The 18,693-nt window shown below is 39.0% G+C and carries 15 protein-coding genes; 12 read left to right on the top strand and 3 right to left on the bottom strand.

The genetic code is table 11. The features are described 5' to 3' along the window. Positions 1-183 (bottom strand): hypothetical protein (locus ACFIM8_RS03485; RefSeq protein ID WP_375614521.1); only part of this gene is annotated, 183 nt, incomplete at its 3' end. A gap of 365 nt (positions 184-548) precedes the next feature. On the opposite strand from ACFIM8_RS03485, the gene ACFIM8_RS03480 reads away from it, so the two are divergent. The 8 genes from ACFIM8_RS03480 (at position 549) to ACFIM8_RS03445 (ending at position 8,834) form a co-directional block, all read left to right on the top strand. Next, the gene (locus ACFIM8_RS03480; protein WP_375614520.1) at positions 549-815 is read left to right on the top strand and encodes a hypothetical protein; all 267 of its coding nucleotides are present in this window, start codon (positions 549-551) and stop codon (positions 813-815) included. A 105-nt stretch (positions 816-920) separates the two neighbouring features. Continuing rightward, positions 921-1,505, top strand: a complete 585-nt coding sequence (gene atpH / locus ACFIM8_RS03475; protein WP_375614519.1) for an ATP synthase F1 subunit delta — start codon at positions 921-923, stop codon at positions 1,503-1,505. Then, positions 1,505-3,040 carry a F0F1 ATP synthase subunit alpha gene (gene atpA, locus ACFIM8_RS03470; protein ID WP_375606583.1) on the top strand — a complete coding sequence of 512 codons (1,536 nt, stop codon included), beginning with the start codon at positions 1,505-1,507 and terminating at the stop codon, positions 3,038-3,040. Before atpH ends, atpA begins: the two co-directional genes overlap by 1 nt. A gap of 20 nt (positions 3,041-3,060) precedes the next feature. After that, positions 3,061-3,972, top strand: a complete 912-nt coding sequence (locus ACFIM8_RS03465) for a F0F1 ATP synthase subunit gamma (protein ID WP_375608610.1) — start codon at positions 3,061-3,063, stop codon at positions 3,970-3,972. Positions 3,973-3,991: 19 nt separating this feature from the next. Next, complete coding sequence (gene atpD, locus ACFIM8_RS03460) at positions 3,992-5,617, top strand: F0F1 ATP synthase subunit beta (RefSeq protein ID WP_375614518.1); 1,626 nt, start codon at positions 3,992-3,994, stop codon at positions 5,615-5,617. 109 nt (positions 5,618-5,726) lie between these two features. Beyond that, entirely contained in the window at positions 5,727-6,143 is a 417-nt protein-coding gene (gene atpC / locus ACFIM8_RS03455; RefSeq protein ID WP_375606580.1) for an ATP synthase F1 subunit epsilon, read from the top strand. Positions 6,144-6,167: 24 nt separating this feature from the next. After that, positions 6,168-7,796 (top strand): MFS transporter, encoded by a 1,629-nt coding sequence (locus ACFIM8_RS03450; RefSeq protein ID WP_375606579.1) that lies wholly within the window; start codon positions 6,168-6,170, stop codon positions 7,794-7,796. Between the two features lie 30 nt (positions 7,797-7,826). Continuing rightward, positions 7,827-8,834 carry an HlyD family secretion protein gene (locus ACFIM8_RS03445; RefSeq protein ID WP_375606578.1) on the top strand — a complete coding sequence of 336 codons (1,008 nt, stop codon included), beginning with the start codon at positions 7,827-7,829 and terminating at the stop codon, positions 8,832-8,834. 706 nt (positions 8,835-9,540) lie between these two features. Here the strand turns inward: ACFIM8_RS03445 and ACFIM8_RS03440 are convergent. Continuing rightward, positions 9,541-9,825 carry a hypothetical protein gene (locus ACFIM8_RS03440; RefSeq protein ID WP_375606577.1) on the bottom strand — a complete coding sequence of 95 codons (285 nt, stop codon included), beginning with the start codon at positions 9,823-9,825 and terminating at the stop codon, positions 9,541-9,543. Positions 9,826-10,676: 851 nt separating this feature from the next. On the opposite strand from ACFIM8_RS03440, the gene ispG reads away from it, so the two are divergent. The 3 genes from ispG (at position 10,677) to ACFIM8_RS03425 (ending at position 14,965) form a co-directional block, all read left to right on the top strand. Continuing rightward, entirely contained in the window at positions 10,677-11,918 is a 1,242-nt protein-coding gene (ispG, locus tag ACFIM8_RS03435; protein WP_375606576.1) for a flavodoxin-dependent (E)-4-hydroxy-3-methylbut-2-enyl-diphosphate synthase, read from the top strand. 500 nt (positions 11,919-12,418) lie between these two features. Further along, entirely contained in the window at positions 12,419-13,570 is a 1,152-nt protein-coding gene (locus ACFIM8_RS03430) for an MFS transporter (protein ID WP_375608613.1), read from the top strand. A 795-nt stretch (positions 13,571-14,365) separates the two neighbouring features. Beyond that, positions 14,366-14,965 carry a hypothetical protein gene (locus ACFIM8_RS03425; RefSeq protein ID WP_375614517.1) on the top strand — a complete coding sequence of 200 codons (600 nt, stop codon included), beginning with the start codon at positions 14,366-14,368 and terminating at the stop codon, positions 14,963-14,965. A 1,714-nt stretch (positions 14,966-16,679) separates the two neighbouring features. Here the strand turns inward: ACFIM8_RS03425 and ACFIM8_RS03420 are convergent. Next, positions 16,680-17,582 (bottom strand): polyprenyl synthetase family protein, encoded by a 903-nt coding sequence (locus ACFIM8_RS03420; RefSeq protein WP_375606573.1) that lies wholly within the window; start codon positions 17,580-17,582, stop codon positions 16,680-16,682. 425 nt (positions 17,583-18,007) lie between these two features. On the opposite strand from ACFIM8_RS03420, the gene rpmF reads away from it, so the two are divergent. Beyond that, complete coding sequence (gene rpmF, locus ACFIM8_RS03415; RefSeq protein ID WP_005774555.1) at positions 18,008-18,187, top strand: 50S ribosomal protein L32; 180 nt, start codon at positions 18,008-18,010, stop codon at positions 18,185-18,187. Positions 18,188-18,693 lie beyond the last annotated feature (506 nt).

Here is an 18,693-nt window from a genome sequence, read left to right as displayed (position 1 = left end):
CGCAGTCGCAGTCGCAGTCGCAGTCGCAGTCGCAGTCGCAGTCGCAGTCGCAGTCGCAGTCGCAGTCGCAGTCGCAGTCGCAGCCTTGTTTATAAGGATAATGCATTGTTTTGTATGTTGAATGAGAGTTTCGAATATCGTAAGCTTCTCTCGTTTCAAACCTGTGTATGTTAAATCAATCAAAATTATTCGCTTGTACATAACAAGCGGGAATTGAGTATGTGGAGTGAAACTATAGAAGATAAGGAGTAAAAGTGCTTCTTATGAATCGTCTCTAATGCCAAGGGCTGTCGCAATATTGGGAACTGGGCAAAGTGTGTGGTGTGGGGAACGCTTGTTTCTTCATAAGCGTAAAGATGGGGGCTCAATGGATTTACTGTTATACCATTTATGGGTGCTGTCATAAATGGGCTTGGGAGCTTTGAGAGATGTCTCTTTAAAACAAGCCTGTTAAATTGCAACCCAATGGCGTGCTGTTCTCGTGAGGGATGTAATCCCATTCTAGAGCGCAATAAACAAAAGTGTGAGGCAATGCATAGTTGCTTCTCGTGAAAGCTCTTGTGGTGATAAGGGTGATTTTTAATGTTAAGGAAGAACCGTTTTTTGGGGGTGGAAAGAGCATTGGGAGTAAAATTAAAGAGAGTGAAAAAAATCGCTCAGAGAATGTCAAAAAGAGGCATAAAAAAACTATGATGCCATCCTGTATATCTAAAAAAATGCTTTTTAAAAATATTTTGAATATTTTATTAAAATTTTTAAAAAGCAGCGATTTGTGGTGTTGCGAGTCAGTTATGTCTATGCTAGAAACCAAGTGATTTTTGTTCTAGGTTTTAAGAAGAAGATTCTTAAAATGGAGAGTGTCTGTTTCATTTCATCTGATAACTATCAGAGAGTCGCTCAAGGGAAAGAGGCGGTATTTCGTGTCGGATTCATTTTCTCTCATACCGCTGCCGTTGGTAGATCAACGCTATGCGCAAGCGCTTTTTGATTGCGTTCAAGAAGCGGGGAACGTTGAAAAAGTTGAAAAGGCAGTGGAAAAAATTTTGCTTGTCTTGGAGCAAAATGAAGATTTAAAACGCTTTGTGCTCAGTCCATTCTTTTCAGTCAAAGAGCAAATTAAGGTGATGCAATCTATTTGTGAAAACATCAAATTTGCTGATAAAAACGCAGGACAGGTTATTGGTGATTTTTTATGCGTTATTGCAGCAAACCGTAGGCTTAGTGCCGTATTTGGTATTTTACATGCTTTTCAACGTTGTGTTGCACGCGCTCGTAATCAAGTAACAGCACAAATTATTTCTGCGCGCTCCTTAAGTTCTCAACAAAGACAAGAATTGTGTGAGGCTTTGGAAAGTGTCGTCGGGGGAAAAGTTTTGCTACACATCATTGTGGATCCAACGATTCTTGGTGGATTAATCGTTCGTGTGGGGGCGTCTCAAATTGATACGTCCCTTCTAACAAAATTGTCTTCGCTTAAGCTTGCATTGAAAAAAGAGGTCAGCTGATGGATATTAGACCATCTGAAATTTCAAAAATTCTAAAAGAGCAAATCAAAAACTTTGACCAAAAGGCTGAGGTTTCAGAAATTGGTTGGGTTCTCTCTGTTGGGGATGGTATCGCCCGCGTTTATGGTTTGGATAATGTCCAAGCAGGGGAAATGGTTGCTTTTCCAAACGGTGTGCGCGGTATGGCTCTCAATTTGGAAATTGATAATGTTGGTGTGGTCATTTTTGGCTCAGATCGCGATATCCGTGAAGGGGATTGTGTAAAACGATTGGGTGCTATTGTGGATGTTCCTGTGGGTCCCGCTTTGCTTGGGCGTGTGGTTGATGCATTGGGAAATCCTATCGATGGTAAGGGACCCATTAAAGCAACAGAACGTCGTCGTGTTGATGTTAAGGCGCCTGGAATTATTCCGCGTCAGTCTGTGCATGAACCGATGTCGACCGGATTGAAAGCGATTGACGCACTCATCCCCATTGGACGGGGGCAGCGTGAATTAGTGATTGGTGATCGCCAGACAGGAAAAACAGCGATTTTGCTCGATACATTTTTAAACCAAAAGCCTTTTCATGAAAAAGAGGCTGGACGAGAACAAGACAAAGTTTATTGCATTTATGTCGCTATCGGTCAAAAACGTTCGACGGTGGCGCAGTTCGTTAAAGTTTTGGAAGAACGTGGAGCACTGGAATATTCTATTATTGTGGCAGCAACCGCTTCTGATCCAGCGCCATTGCAATTTATTGCGCCTCTTGCCGGATGTGCTATGGGCGAATATTTTCGTGATAATGGGCAACATGCTTTGATCGGTTATGATGACTTGTCAAAACAGGCGGTGGCTTATCGTCAAATGTCTCTTTTGTTACGTCGTCCTCCAGGTCGTGAAGCTTATCCGGGAGATGTTTTCTATCTTCATTCGCGTCTTTTAGAGCGGGCTGCGAAGTTGAATGCAGAAAATGGATCTGGGTCTTTGACAGCTTTGCCAGTCATTGAAACGCAAGCAAATGATGTTTCCGCCTATATTCCTACAAATGTGATTTCGATTACGGATGGGCAAATTTTTCTAGAGACTAATTTGTTTTATCAAGGAATTCGTCCCGCTGTAAATGTTGGTCTTTCTGTGTCGCGTGTTGGTTCTGCTGCACAAATTAAGGCGATGAAACAGGTTGCCGGCTCGATTAAAGGTGAATTGGCGCAATATCGTGAAATGGCAGCTTTTGCGCAGTTTGGCTCTGATTTGGATGCGTCAACCCAGCGTCTGCTGAATCGAGGAGCACGCTTGACTGAGCTTTTAAAGCAGCCACAATTTTCTCCACTCAAAACAGAAGAACAGGTGGTGGTTATTTTCGCGGGTGTGAATGGCTATCTTGATTCTCTAGCGGTTTCTGATGTTGCGCGGTTTGAGCAGGGGCTTTTGGTGCTTTTGCGGAGTGATTATCAAGATCTCTTAAAGGCAATTGCCGAGCAAAAGCAGTTAACAGACGAGCTGAAAGATAAGTTGATGACGGTTCTTAACACTTATGCGAAAAATTTTTCGTGATGAATTAATGGAATGCTTGAATGGCCTCACTAAAGGATCTTAGAGACCGTATCGCTTCGGTTAAAGCAACACAAAAGATTACTAAAGCTATGCAGATGGTTGCAGCAGCAAGGTTACATCGTGCACAAGAGGCGGCGCAGTCTGCTCGTCCTTATGCAAAGAGAATGGCTGATATTTTGACCAGTGTCGCTGCTGATGTGGATGGTGTTGATGCGCCTGCTCTTATGCGAGGCACAGGGCGAGATGATGTGCATCTCCTGGTAGTATGTACTGCTGAGCGCGGTTTGTGTGGTGCTTTTAATGTGCAAATTGCTCGTCGTGCACGTGAACAGATTAAAGCACTGTTGGCATCTGGTAAAATAGTGAAAATTATTACCGTAGGTAAAAAAGGTGCGGATATTTTATCGCGTGATTACAAAGGTTTGATAATTGATCACATCGATTTGCATGCTGTAAAGCGAATTGGTTTTGCAGAGGCGGTGATGATTAGTCAACGGATTGTTGATTTATTCAATGATGGCGCTTTCGATGTCTGTACGCTGTTTTATTCTGAATTTGTTTCCGTCATTAATCAGCGACCGACAGCTTTTGGTTTGATTCCAATGATTGCTCCAAAAGCAGTTGTTGAGGCCATAGATGTTGTAGAGCAAACCGATCATAGTAAGGGATCTCAATCGATTGTTTATGAGTATGAACCGGATGCTGCTTCTCTTTTAGAGACGCTTGTGCCACGCAATCTTTCGGTGCAAATCTTTCGGGCTTTGTTGGAAAATGTTGCTGGTGAAATGGGCGCAAAGATGACGGCTATGGACAATGCATCGCGCAATGCAGGTGAAATGATTAATAAATTGACGGTGGCTTATAATCGTCAGCGTCAGGCACAGATTACGACAGAATTGATCGAAATTATTGCGGGCGCTGAAGCGCTTTAAATGGAAAAGGTAAGGATTGATGGTAAAAGCAGTAACCTCAAGCAAAGGAACAGAAAAAGGTGAAAAAAAGAAGCCAACTGATCGTTCCGGCGTGAAAAAAGCCGCTTCGAAATCTCAAGCGGGTGTCAAGGCTTCGTCTGCATCTGCGCGTAGTGCAGCTAAAGATACGCCTGTAAAAAAAGATATATCCGCAAAAAAAGAAGAGCAGGCAAAAGGCGCTGTTGGTGTGATCAAGCAGGTTATTGGTGCTGTCGTTGATGTGCAATTTGAAGGCGCATTGCCAAATATTCTCAATGCTTTGGAAACAGAGAATTTAGGCAATCGTTTGGTGTTGGAAGTTGCTCAGCATTTGGGTGAAAATACTGTGCGTACGATTGCTATGGATACAACTGATGGTCTGATGCGGGGCCAAAAGGTTGTGGATACAGGAACGCAAATTAGCGTTCCTGTAGGAGAAGCGACATTGGGACGTATTATGAATGTGATTGGAGAGCCGGTGGATAATGTGGGACCAATTCCTGCAACTAAAACGCGTTCTATTCACCAAGAAGCGCCTGAATATGTTGAGCAATCAACGGTTTCAGAAATTCTCGTCACTGGTATTAAAGTCGTGGATTTGTTAGCTCCTTATTCTAAAGGGGGTAAAATTGGCTTATTTGGTGGTGCTGGTGTTGGAAAAACCGTTCTCATTATGGAACTTATAAACAATATTGCAAAGGCACACGGTGGTTATTCCGTATTTGCTGGTGTGGGAGAACGTACGCGTGAAGGAAATGATCTTTATTATGAAATGATCGAAAGTCGCGTGAATGTGAATCCAAGAGAGAATAATGGTTCAACGGAAGGATCAAAATGTGCGCTTGTTTACGGGCAAATGAATGAACCCCCAGGAGCACGTGCGCGTGTGGCTCTTTCAGGATTGACAATTGCGGAAAGTTTCCGTGATGAAGGACAAGATGTTCTTTTCTTTGTGGATAATATTTTCCGTTTCACGCAAGCAGGAGCTGAGGTGTCTGCTCTTTTAGGGCGTATTCCTTCTGCTGTGGGGTATCAGCCAACTTTGGCAACGGATATGGGGGCTTTGCAAGAACGTATTACCAGTACAAAAACAGGCTCTATTACCTCTGTTCAAGCGATTTATGTTCCTGCAGATGACTTGACAGATCCAGCACCGGCAACGTCTTTTGCCCATTTGGATGCAACGACAGTTCTTTCGCGCTCTATTGCTGAAAAGGGAATCTATCCAGCGGTTGATCCGCTTGACTCTTTCTCGCGTATGTTGGATCCATTGATTGTGGGGGAAGAGCATTATACGGTTGCTTGTCAAGTGCAAACTATTTTACAACGTTATAGGGCACTTCAGGATATTATTGCTATTCTTGGAATGGATGAACTTTCTGAAGACGACAAATTGCTGGTGGGACGGGCACGTAAAATTGAACGTTTCCTTTCGCAACCTTTCCATGTGGCGGAAGCCTTTACTGGTTCACCGGGAAAACTCGTCCCTTTAGAAGAGACAATCAAAGGTTTTAAAGGTCTTTGTGCTGGCGATTATGATGATTTGCCAGAAGCTGCTTTTTATATGGTTGGTTCGATTGATGAAGCACTTGAAAAAGGAAAGCGTCTTATGGCAGAGGCTTCTTAGTAGGAAATTTCTTATTAAGAAGAAAACTGTCATGAATATTTTGTCGTTAAAAAGGACGAGTCGTTGAAAAAAACGGAAAGTCCTTATATCGGGTATTGTGGAGACTTTTGTGGAAAACAATAGAGAAGAGCATTTTTTGTTTGAGCTTGTATCGCCTGAAAAAATTGTGTTTTCAGATCAGGTCGTGTCTGTTGTTCTTCCTTCAGCTTCAGGTTCTTTAACAGTTATGGCGCATCATGCGCCATTGGTGGCAAGTATTGTGTTGGGCAGTGTTCGTGTTCGCACTTCTTTAGGTGAGAAATTATTTGCTGTATGTGGAGGTGTTGCAAATATTACCTTTTCAGGCTGCTCTTTATTGGTAGAGCATGTTGTGGCTGTAGAGCATCTTTCTTTTGATGTATTAGAACAGCAGATTTTGCAAGTTCAAGCGACGTTAAAGGGGGGAGCAAGTGATGAGGATAAACATAAAATAGAGGCTTTTTTCCAGCAATTGTCAGCTGATGGTTCTTCGTTGATAGAGGCGTAGCAAGGGTAGACAGGAAAAGGTGACATGAGCGGGAAAAAGAGTACGGTTGTGTCTGCTAAAAGGAGCGGAAAACCTTTTCCTCGTCCTGGTCGTGTTTTTGCAGGGCCTTTGCCAAAGTGCTTTGTTTATATTTTGGCTTCTCTTATTTTGCAATGGGCTTATGGTTTAGGGGCTAATATTGTTCAGTCTAACATTGTCCATCTGACCGGTGATTTTCACGCAACTTTGACCGAGACAACATGGTTGGTAGCGGCTTATATGGCGCCAAATGTAAGTATAGCGATTATGTTGATCAAAATTCGCTATCAATTTGGGTTGCGCGCTTTTGCTGAATTATCAATCCTTGGCTTCGTTTTGGTTTGTGTTTTACAGCTCTTTGTTACGGATTTGCGTTCTGCATTGATTATTCGCTTTTTCGCTGGGATTGCTGCTGCACCTTTGGCTTCGCTTGCTCTGCTTTATATGATGGAGGCTTTTGCTCCAGCAAAGAAGTTTACTATTGGTCTTAGCTTGAATTATATGAATGCTGCTTTAGCGGCACCTTTATCACGTTTGATTTCTCCTGATTTGCTGGAACATGGTGGTTTTTCCAGTCTTTCCGCGCTGGAAATGGGATTGGTTCTCATCAGCTTGGTTTGTATCTATACTTTGCCCCTAACGCCTGTTGTTCGCAGTAAGGTGATTCAAAAGTTAGATTGGATAAGCTATGGTTTGATTGCTCTTGGTCTTGGATTAAATGCCGTGATTATGTCTGTTGGCATATTGTATTGGTGGTATGAAGCACCATGGATTGGTTGGGGGCTCGCACTTGCCATTTTCTCATTGGCTATTGCTATTATTATTGAGCTTAATAGAGAAAAACCGTTGATTGATCTCCGGTGGATTTTCAGTAAGGAAATGGTCCAATCTGTTTTTATTTTATTTATCTTTCATGTTTTCTTGTTAGAACGGTCAAATTTGCCCGTAGGCTTTTTTAATCTTTTTGGTTTGCTTAATCGTGAGATGGCGCCCATGTATCTTGCTGTGGTACTAGGTATTTTGTTAGGGGGAGCTGTTTGTGTCTTTTTTTTACGAGCGGGGCGTGAGGATTATTTTTATTTGTTATCTTTGGGTTGTTTGGCGCTGGGAGCTTATTTAGATAGTCGTGTAAACCATTTAACGCGTCCGCAAGATATGATGTTGAGCCAAGGATTGGTGAGTTTTAGTTATGCACTGTTTTTGCCGCCTGCTCTTTTCAAAGGGTTTGTGCTCGCTGGTGAGAGAGGTCCGCGTTATGTTTTAAGCTTTATTGCTGTTTTTTTGTTAACGCAAGTGACAGGGGGATTGATGGGGTCTGCTTTTTTTGGCAGCCTACAGTTTTATTTTGCCCATAAGAACTTTGAGTCTTTAACACAAAATATTGTTGTTACTGATCCACTTATTTCTGGTGAGATGAATACTTTGTTTTCGCCTTCTTATGGTGTCTCTGTTCCCAATGGCTTGGGGAGTGAGCAGGGTACTTCTATGTTGATAGAAAAATTTAAGTTAACAGCAAATATTTTTGCTTATGATGACGTTTTTAGGCTTTATTTTTATATTTCAATGATTGCATTCGTTATTTTTCTTGTCACAATGATTGTTAAGTCATGCTCTTTGCGAGCATTAGAAAAGTAGAGTAATGTCATAGAAAGAGGGGTGCAAAAAATGATAAAAGCATTACGATCAAAAGCTACAATTATTGCATTCCTATCAGGTATTACGGGTGTTTTACTGATTTTATGGGCTTGGAGACTTCCTCCTTTTGTGAGTCACATCCAAATAACGGATAATGCTTCCATTAAGGGCAATGTTACGCTGGTTAGTTCACAGATCTCTGGGGTGATCGCGCGGATTTATGTGCAAGATTATCAACGCGTTGAAAAGGGAATGTTGCTCTTTGAGCTCGATGATTCTCTTTTTCGTCAGCAGTTTGCACGGGCACAGGCTATTCTCGATTCAAAAAATGCAAAACTAGCAAGTATTGAATTGCAAGCACAGCTTTTGCAGGGCGAAATTAATGCTGCAGAAGTCGAATTGGCGCGTTCACGAGCATTCTCCAATATTGTCCCTGAAAGTAAAAAGTTAGGTTTTGGTGATACGGCAAGTTCTGTTTCTCGTCCTCTTTCACAACTTTTGACGGCATTGGAAACAAAACGACAATTGCAAAAACAATTAAATCTTGAACGGCAAAGTTTACAGTCAGAAATTGCGGGAGCAAAGGTGAGTGTTGAGTTAGCAAAACTTAATCTCGATCACACAAAGATTTTATCTCCTCGAACAGGCTATATTGGATTAGTTGGAGCGCGGGTAGGGCAATATGTTATGCCGGGGACACAATTGGTTTCTGTTATTTCTGATGATATTTGGATTATTGCTAATTATAAGGAAACGCAACTTTCTCAGATGCGTGTGGGACAACCGGTTGTTTTTTCTGTTGATGCATTGAACAACAAAAAGTTAACAGGGCGTGTGGTTCGTTTTGCACCTGCTACAGGCTCAGAGTTTTCATTGTTAAAAACAGATACAACTATTGGTAATTTTATCAAAATTGCGCAACGTATTTCAGTACGGATTGCTTTAGATCCTGGGCAGGAAGGAATTGAAAAGCTCATCCCTGGGATGTCCGTGGTTACGTATGTAGATACTTCGCAACGGGTCGATTCTGGAGGATAAAATTTTGGGTTTTTTCAGTTTAATTTTTGCGTCATTTACTTATAGCAAGTGGTTGTTTACGTTGGAAGATTTCGTTTGGTTTGTTATGATACATCTTTTAAAGCTCTTAAAGTTCTTATTTGTTATGCTGTAAAATAATGCTTTTTAGAACATTAAAGCGCATGCATTTTTAATCGTTTCTATTTCTTTTGAAGTAACTCAGTAGTAGAGGGATGGAATATTGAAAGCTGTGTGCCTGTAGTTTCTAGCAACACTGTCCTTTGAGGTGAGGTGATACGAACCACATGGGTGGACAGCGGAAGAGTCTGCGAGATAAAAAGTTGGATTATCCTGTTATGCCGTAAAACAGCGTTGTTTAGAGCGGTGATATAAGGCATTACAAGCTTTACATATTAAGTGTTTTTTAGATATCGTGATCAGTATTCAGGGCAGGGCTTGTCTATCGCGCCTATAAAGTGAACCGCGTAAATGGTCAGCAGGTGAAGCCTGCCGAGAGATGCTGGACTGTTGACAGTCCGGTGACTGGTAGGAATCTCCATTCTTTGAGGTGTGGGGAGGAAGTCAAAGACGGATGAGGCGGATGAAAAACTTATCCTTTTGGGAGAGGGCGTAAAGTTAGGAGGAAGACGTAAAGTTTATATTTTGTAAACCATAAAAATGCCCGTTTTGAGTCGGGCATTAAAAGGGGAGGTTGTTGCTTGTGTTATTAATTTTTACGGATCAGCAAGAAGCTTACTAAAACGACTCCTGCTGCTAATGCGAGGGTTTTTTTAGGATTTTCTTTCGCTTTTTTCTTTAATTCTGTAGCATGTTCGTTGAGGTGATAAAGTGCGTGACGGCCTTTTTGTTTCCATGTGTTAAACAGCTCAGAAATGTTTTCAAAGCTATCATTTTGAGAACTCCAATAATTTACGGGAACCAGCTCTCTTTTTAATTGTGCTATACGTTTTTTAATTTTAGCATTTTTTCTATGGGGTGAAAATAGACACATTTATTGACTCCTTCATATGTTAAATTGTTGCATGATCGTTGGAATTGTGTTTGGGGTTTTGCTATAACGGCTTGAAAATTGAAAGGTTGCATTGATCATGCCGCGCGTGGGTGAGATGATAGTTAAGAGTTTGGGTTTAATGAGGCATTTTTTAATGTACTCGAGTTCATTTCGTGATGGTGTTTGTTAAGGATGTAAGGTAAAAATTTTTACAAAATGGTGTAAGGTTCATTCATAAAGATGGTGGGCGATGTCTTCATTTTTTTGTTTGTTTAAAGTGTTGGGATAACTTTTGGCACTTGAAATAGTTTATAAGAAATTTTTATCTATCTATTCTCTTGTGGCTGTAGGGAGTGGCATTGATTGATTCAATTAAGAAGATTTAAAATGAGGAAATCTTACGATATTTGGGTTTGCCATTTAAATTTGTAAAAAATAGATTATTACAAATCAATATGTTGGATTAATTTGGCGATGTCTTTCATGCATTTTTAAAAATTGCGCTTTGTTAGGCGTTATCTGTTGTGTTGTAAAACACTGTTTTGTGATGACATTGATGTAAGGTATCGGCATGCAACTTAAAAATACAGTATTGTCTCTGTTTTGTTTCAGTTTCTTTTTGAAGCAACCAAGTGTAGAAGTATAAACTTGAACAGAAGTAGTAGAACTTATCCGGTGCGTCTATAGAATGAATCCACCTATGAATTGTATTGCATCAGTGTTAGTAGGTAGAACCTTTTGAGAGCAATCTGTTAAGATTGGTGGGCGGTGTAATTTTCGTCCTTTGAAGCGCGGAGGAAGTCGATATAAACGATGATTGATAGCGCAGGTTTTAAAAATTTGAGGACTTGATGAGTACGACCTATCCTTTATCTAAACCACTTGAGCGTCGTCGGTCTGTTGGTGTTGCTGTTGGTGATGTGATCGTTGGGGGGGAGAGCCCGATTGTTGTCCAGTCAATGACCAATACAGATACAGCGGATGTTGATGCAACTGTTGCGCAGGTTTCTGCTCTTTGGCAAGCTGGGTCTCAATTGGTTCGGATTACTGTTGATCGCGATGAAGCAGCAGCTGCTGTCCCAAAAATACGGGAGCGATTGGAGAGGTTAGGTTTTTTTATCCCATTGGTGGGGGATTTTCATTATATTGGTCATAAGCTTTTATCAGAGCATCCTGCGTGTGCTGAGGCGCTTGCAAAATATCGCATCAATCCTGGAAATGTTGGCTTTGGTGCAAAAAAAGATCGCCAATTTGCGGAAATTATAGAGATTGCTTGTCGGTATCATAAACCTATTCGCATTGGTGTGAATTGGGGTTCTCTTGATAATGCGTTGTTAACACGGCTTATGGATGAAAATGCACAGCAAGAAAAACCCTTATCTGTGGCTGAAGTGATGCGGGAAACTGTTGTTCAGTCGGCTTTGCTTTCGGCTGCTTTAGCAGAAGAGTTAGGATTGGGACGTGATAAAATTATTCTTTCTGCTAAAGTGAGTGATGTCCAAGATCTTATTGCTGTCTATATTGCCCTGGCAGAGCGTTGTGATTATGCACTCCATTTGGGTTTGACAGAAGCAGGGATGGGAACAAAGGGGGTTGTGGCTTCTTCGGTGGCTTTGGGCATTTTATTACAGCAAGGGATTGGTGATACGATACGAATTTCATTAACTCCTGAACCTGGTGGTGATCGAACACGAGAAGTCAAAGTTGCACAAGAACTTTTGCAAGTAATGGGGTTTCGACAATTTTTGCCTGTTGTTGCTGCTTGTCCTGGATGTGGTCGCACGACCTCGACAGTATTTCAGCAATTGGCACAAAAAATTGAAGCGGATTTACACAAAAATATGCCCGTTTGGCGTGAAAAATATCCTGGGGTTGAAAGTTTGAAGGTGGCTGTGATGGGATGTATCGTCAATGGACCGGGGGAGTCAAAACATGCGGATATTGGAATCTCTTTGCCTGGAGTGGGGGAAAGTCCAGCGGCACCTGTTTTTATTGAGGGACAAAAGGTAAAAACTTTGCGGGGTGATCACATTGCTGAAGAATTTGAAGCGCTTTTGAGTGATTATATTCATACACGCTTTGGGCAAGGTTGAGGTAAAAATCGCATAAGGTTGAAGTAAAAAGGGTGTATCGTTTTTTTAAACAAGCTGTCTTCAATGTGAAGAGGGTGCTGTTGTGTGCTGCTTTAGCTATGGTCAATACTGTTGTTGGTTGCTTATTATTTTAGGTAAAACCAGATGATATGCCTGTTTTAGAATGAGAAGCTTATGAAGGATATTAATGAGCTTGAGTGTGTTAAGACTATTAAGCAAAATGATATGAATACTTTAATAGATCCGTAAATGTTGTTGCTGGTTTTTGGGCTGCTTTTGAGACAGTGAAATATTTAGCGGATTTTGACAAATGTCAAATTATAGAAAGAACATTGTTTATTGATTTTTTAGGCATTTTCCCAGAATTTTTCGGGGTATCAAATTGATAGGATTGGAGATCCTTATAGCGGTTATTGCCCTATTTGTCGTGAAATATAAGCTTTTTATATTGATATAAAATGATGTATATGGTGCCTTTTTGGGTGTTATTGGGGGAATGCATGACCAGTATATTAGCATTTGGATTTTTATTTAACGGTATAAGAATTTTAACAGGTGCCTTTATTGTCTTTTATATGCTTGAAAAAGGGCTAACTCTTATTGATATCGGGATCATTAAGTCGTTTCAGGCTTTTATTATGATGGTTACAGATGTTCCTCTGGGATATTTTGCTGATCGAAAAAGTTATAAAATATCGATTGTTTTGGCAGCGGCTTTTGCTGCTACATGGCTATGTCTCATGGGATTTTCTACAAGCTTTTACGGTTTTCTTTTAGCAGAATCTTTTAATGCCTTATCACTGACATTGATTGCGGGGGCTTATAATGCTTTACTTGTTCAATATGCAAAAGCAAAAGTGACATCGACTAAAAAAGTGCTGGGAGCGAGCTCTCAATATAATTACATCGGCATGTTTATATTCAGTTTAATCGGTGCATATTTTGCTGATTATTCAAGCCAATATATATGGTATATCGCGGCGTTTTTAATGTTGATGACAACACTATTTGGTTTGTTTTTTCTTGATGACTTGAAGGGGGAGAAAAAACCAAATAAAGTGAATTCTCTCATTTGTGAAGCTAAGGAGATGTTGTCTATTTTTATTAAAGTTCCTTATATTTCTTTATGCTTTTATTTTTCATTGATCTTTTTCAATATATTCTCGCAGTATTGGCAGTGGATATTTAAAGATCATCATATTAATGTCACTTATTTTGATCTTGGTGTGACATTTTCGCTGATATTGTTCTCTCAGCTTTTGGCTAGTTTTCTCTTTACAAAACTAAGTGAAAGAATGAACTTTATTTTACTGTTGTTTCTTTCAGCTTCACTGATTTTTACCATTGCTTTTTTTGAACCGAAAAAAGAAATTGCTATCATTTTAGTCTGTATGATTTTTTATCTCATTAAGTATACATATCTTCGTGTAGAAGTTGTTTTGCATGATAGTATTAGTGATCATTTCAGGGCTACATATGAATCTTTCTTGTCAACCGTTGGAAGATTGAGCCTCTTGGTATTTTTTTACATGAGTGCGTATATGGTCGATATGTTTGGCTTTTTCTCGCTCGTTTATATTTTTGCTGTTTATTTATTGATTTACTTGTTGGCAGTGTTTTTTTTAGAAGGAAATCTCAAAAAAGCTCTGTGAGAATATTTACTTATCATTATCACGCATGTCTCATCGGGCATTATAGTGGATCAAGGCTTTGATTTATAAGTCTTATCATTGTTTTCATGTTGAATGAGAAAGCTGAATATTGTCCGTTCTTCTTATTGCAAATCTATGTATATTAATCAAAATCATGTTTCTTGTACATTATAAGTGGGCGTAGTGTAAAAATCATAAAAAAGAAGTAAAAAGGCTTCTCATGAATATTCTTGAACGCTAAGAGTTGTTGGCAAGATGAGAAGCTGATAGAGAACATGATTGTACCGGATTATATACTTATTAAGGAATGGTGATAGTGCACAACAATTTTCCTGTTTTCGCTTATATTTTTCGGAAATGTCTTGCTACGCAGTGTTTAATAAGCGGGAGGACAATTCTAGCCTGTCCTAATCGGATTTCTTCATGATCGTTTTGATACTCTGATGATCGATTTTATTGTTGGTATAGTTAGCGGATTTTACCATTGCTTTTTTTAAAATACACATCATCTTATTGAGATGTTTTCTTACATCTTTCATTCTTATTTAGGGTATTTTCTCTTTGGTTGCAGAGTGAACTCTGCATGTTCTGACGTTAGAAAATACTTTCAGATAGTAAAGAAAACCTATTTGTACGGATTTTGAATGATCCCTTCTTCTTGGAGAAATCATAAAACTAAAAACAGCAATATCGTTAAGTATAATTTGATATAAACAAAAATAAATAAACACATATTGATATATTTAATAGAAATCTGTTAAGTTCTACAAATTATAGTCATTAAAAGGTAAAGCGATGAAATCGTTATCTATAACGCCTATTATAACATTTATAACTCTTTTTTCTGTATTTGTATTGTTAGGATGTACGCGTGTAGATAGTCTAGAGCAGTACAATAAACTTTACGAAGAATATATCAGTGAAAAATACGAGACTTTTGAACATTTTCAAAAGCAAGAACAAGCAAGAAACTTCATCTATAGTCGTGGCTATCAGAATATAGCGCCAAAATTTGATATTATATGGCATCGTCACATACTTATTGTTTTATGTGGACGCTTTGTTAATTTATTGCGTGGTGATTATAATGAGGAGATGTCATGGGCAATGTTACCCAATGTCATAAGCAGTTTGCGTTATGACTATAACTGGAGAGAAAGCGATTTTATTTGGGCCTATAATATGTCTATGAATTCTACTGACCCCATGATTGATTACGCAAAAAAATTTCTTAATTCTTCAAGCGGAAATGGCATCAGTTCTACAACACAAATTATTGATCTCGTGTCTAGTATGAACGCTGGTCATAGTGAAAATACTAGAAAAATAGCACGTTTTTGCATAGAGCTCCGCACGATATATGACATGATGCAACCAAGAGGAATTTACAAATGACATTTAACGAGCAAAGTTCTCTCGAAGGATATTAAATGGCTATAATAGTCTTAATAATCGCGGCATTTTCTTATCCATGTTGCATATTTGTTCATTATGGCTTCAAAAGGTGGACATATTTTCCAGCTTTGGCAACAGGTATAGGTTCATTTACAATGATGCTTTTCATCTTAATAAGAAAACTGCACTTAAAGGAGCAAATTTGCACTTGGGTTGAAAAAACGACTTATCACAAATTAGATTGCGCTTTTATATATAATAATAAGGACTTTTTTTATCTTTCTGTTGCAATGATCATTCTCTGTTTAATTTTATCAATTCTCTTTTTATGTGATGAATTGAATAAACGAGATAAAGAGCGTGATGAATTAAAGTTGTATAGTGACCATGATTATTATTAAATTGAAGTTATTACACACTTTTGTAAATAAAAATGTTTCTGCTTTTGAAGGAGCGTTCCGACACAATCATTCACTTTGCTAGCTCCTAATGTTGTGGACAGCCCATGGCTTTTAAGCCGGTTCATAAGAGGCATTTTTTAGTCCTTTCTTTGATGTTTTGCTCCACACGGCTTTTCCCGCTTGTGAGGTGCAAGCAAGTGATTTTGATTGATTCAATATACACAGATTTGAAATGAAGGAATCTTACGGTATTTAGGGTTCTTATTCAAGTTGAAAAACATGAATTACCATTATAAATCAAATGTTTTATATCTTTCTTGCTAAGAAAAGAGAGATCGGTAATAATATTTTTTTTTCGTGTTATTGAAATTGATGACTTTATTTATCCTGTTATGCCGTAACATACCGTCATTTGAAGGGTAGTGAAGGTATCCTGTTTGATACATTAAGTATTTTAAGAAGTGCATGGTGAATATTCTTAAGTCTTGTTTATCGCGTCTTTAGTTTAAGTGAATCGTATGCGTGGAAAACGAGAGAAACCTACTCGGTAGGACACTAGACTGTTTACAGAGTAGATTAGGTTAAAAGATTTTGTTCTTTGAGGGTGGCATAAAAATCAAAATAGCCATTATGTTCATTTTTTTCTGATATTTTAAATACGAGTTTCAAAAAAATGATGCTTAAACTAAACAATCAGCACTTTTGTAAAAGTGTTTTTAGAGAGCAACAATACACGAGTGAATTTACAGAATGTAACCATATTTGATCTTTTACAACAAGATAGCGTGGAAAGGCATAAAAATTACGACTCTTTACTGAGGGCATTGTACTTCTACGGTTGGCAATGAACAACAGATGATTTTGATAAGGCTACAAAGCCAATCGGCATTTTTATTGTCTTTTGCGGGTTTATAAAATGCTCTGTTTTATATTTATTCTGTTTATTTTTTACCTTATCGTTAGAAGATTAAAGATATAAAGGAGAAACGAGTTTCTTTCTTTACGGTTGTTTTTTATTCGGCTTTAAAGCATCCATGGCGATATCTTTTAAAGCCTGAATATTACGCATTGCTTTACCGTTTTTGTTTCTTTCATTTTTTGATGAGGGGGGCGTTTTTCAAGCACAATAGGATGCCTAGAATGTATTTGTGTTATCAATTCACGCGCGCTTGTTTTAATGAAACACCTCTCAATATTTAGCACATCCATTTCATGATAGGAGCTATAATGCAGACCTACGATATTGAAGTCTCTTTGAAAAGTCTATTATGCATTCAACAAAGATGAAGGTGTAAAAGTAGGGCGGGTGAAGTTTAATTTTTGCGTGTTGCACTAAAGCGGGCGACTTGTTGGAGCGGTTTTGCTTTGGTGCCAAAAGGATGTAAAAGTGCTTCTGCTTTTGTAATCAGTTCATCGCGTTTTTTTTGTGTTTCTTTAATGCCATAAAGGCGAATAAAAGTGGCTTTTTGTGCCGTTTTATCTTTCCCAGCCGTTTTTCCTAGGGTTTGCGTGTTGGCGGTGACATCAAGAAGGTCATCAGTTAATTGAAAGGCTAAACCAAGATAGGTACCAAAATCAGTAAGCTTTTCGGTTAATTCTTTAGATGCATTGCCAATGATGGCGCCTGCTTGGCAAGCAAAGCTTATTAGGGCTGCTGTTTTCATGTGTTGTAGAGTGATGATGTCAGTACTTTCTTGCGGTCTTTTTTCAGCTTCAAGGTCTAGCATTTGTCCACCTAACATACCGCCAAGTCCTGCCGATTGTGCAAGGGACGTGATCAGCTTGATTCTAATATCTGTAGATAAAGTACTAGCTTTATGAGCAATGATTTCAAAGGCAAATGTTAAGAGGGCATTGCCTGCTAGAATTGCTGTTGCTTCATCAAATGCTATATGGACGGTGGGTTTTCCACGCCGGAGTGTATCGTTATCCATAGCGGGAAGATCATCATGAATGAGCGAATAACAATGGACACATTCTAAGGCACATGCAACATCAAGAGAATGTTCTACAGGGACGTCAAAAAGTGTAGCACTTTGAATTACAAGAAAAGGACGCAAGCGTTTTCCACCGTTCAGCACACCATAGCGCATGGCTTTGATTAAGTTTTTAGGGCGTGAAATTTCACCATTTTGGATTTGATCACTTAACAGGGTATCAAGCCGTTTTTCAACGGTGTCTCTATGTTTTGCAAGAAGGGTGGTAAATTCGTGCATTCTTGCTTCCTTTGTTTTTACAAAAATGAAATTATGAAATTTAAAGAGAAAGATTGTCACTTTTTCTTGTTTTCATAAATTGGCGTCATTTTTTATTAAAAATCAACTTCTCTTTTTATCCGTATCTCTATTGTATGCGCTAATCCCTTTTGAAACCAAATAAAAATTAAATGAAGGTCTTATAAAAAAGCTTTCATTGGTGTATAAAATTCTCAAATTTTGCAGTGTTTTTGATATTCATTTGATTATTGTGACACCATTTTTTATAATAAGAAGGTCATTTTTAGTAAGAGGAGGATCATTTTGACATTGCCTCTTCTTTTTTATCAGTGTATAATATCTTCAAATTTTATGGTGTTTTTAAATGAAGCATTGTCATTTTTGACATTGCTTTTTCTGTTTTAATGGATTTGGAGTGTCTTTTTATGGCTGTACCTAAACGAAAAACCTCTCCAGCGAAGAGGGGCATGCGCCGTTCGGCTGATGCTCTGAAGGCGCCGACTTATATCGAAGATAAAAATTCTGGTGAATTACGTCGTCCTCATCACATTGATTTGAAAACGGGAATGTATCGTGGGCGTTCCGTTTTAGTAGTTAAAGACTGAGCGCTTTCTTTCTTTTCCATTGGTGAACTTTTTTTATTTCATCGATCAATGCACGCTTGGGGCGTGCATTTTCGCTTTAAGATGAACGTTGAGGTTCCCTTGCATCGTCTTCTATCGATGTGGAACAGGGAATGTATCGTGGGCGTTCCGTTTTAGTAGTTAAAACTTTAGCGTTTTCTTTCTTTTCCATTGGGTGAACTTTTTTTATTTCATCGATCAATGCACGCTTGGGGCGTGCATTTTCGCTTTAAGATGAATGTTGAGGTTCCCTTGCATCGTCTTCTATCGATGTGGAACAGGGAATGTATCGTGGGCGTTCCGTTTTAGTAGTTAAAACTTTAGCGTTTTCTTTCTTTTCCATTGGGTGAACTTTTTTTATTTCATCGATCAATGCACGCTTGGGGCGTGCATTTTCGCTTTAAGATGAATGTTGAGGTTCCCTTGCATCGTCTTCTATCGATGTGGAACAGGGAATGTATCGTGGGCGTTCCGTTTTAGTGGTTAAA

Source organism: Bartonella sp. AC535YNZD (assembly GCF_042196625.1).
In the GTDB taxonomy this organism is placed as follows: Bacteria; Pseudomonadota; Alphaproteobacteria; order Rhizobiales; family Rhizobiaceae; genus Bartonella.
This window is presented reverse-complemented; position numbering and strand designations above follow the sequence as displayed.

Excerpts from the sequence above, each read along its gene's own strand:
- ispG (WP_375606576.1), top strand. The coding sequence starts at position 10,677 with ATGAGTACGACCTATCCTTTATCTAAACCACTTGAGCGTCGTCGGTCT.
- ACFIM8_RS03450 (WP_375606579.1), top strand. The coding sequence starts at position 6,168 with ATGAGCGGGAAAAAGAGTACGGTTGTGTCTGCTAAAAGGAGCGGAAAA.
- ACFIM8_RS03430 (WP_375608613.1), top strand. The coding sequence starts at position 12,419 with ATGACCAGTATATTAGCATTTGGATTTTTATTTAACGGTATAAGAATT.
- atpD (WP_375614518.1), top strand. The coding sequence starts at position 3,992 with ATGGTAAAAGCAGTAACCTCAAGCAAAGGAACAGAAAAAGGTGAAAAA.
- ACFIM8_RS03425 (WP_375614517.1), top strand. The coding sequence starts at position 14,366 with ATGAAATCGTTATCTATAACGCCTATTATAACATTTATAACTCTTTTT.
- ACFIM8_RS03465 (WP_375608610.1), top strand. The coding sequence starts at position 3,061 with ATGGCCTCACTAAAGGATCTTAGAGACCGTATCGCTTCGGTTAAAGCA.
- ACFIM8_RS03445 (WP_375606578.1), top strand. The coding sequence starts at position 7,827 with ATGATAAAAGCATTACGATCAAAAGCTACAATTATTGCATTCCTATCA.
- atpA (WP_375606583.1), top strand. The coding sequence starts at position 1,505 with ATGGATATTAGACCATCTGAAATTTCAAAAATTCTAAAAGAGCAAATC.
- ACFIM8_RS03420 (WP_375606573.1), bottom strand. The coding sequence starts at position 17,582 with ATGCACGAATTTACCACCCTTCTTGCAAAACATAGAGACACCGTTGAA.
- rpmF (WP_005774555.1), top strand. The coding sequence starts at position 18,008 with ATGGCTGTACCTAAACGAAAAACCTCTCCAGCGAAGAGGGGCATGCGC.
- ACFIM8_RS03440 (WP_375606577.1), bottom strand. The coding sequence starts at position 9,825 with ATGTGTCTATTTTCACCCCATAGAAAAAATGCTAAAATTAAAAAACGT.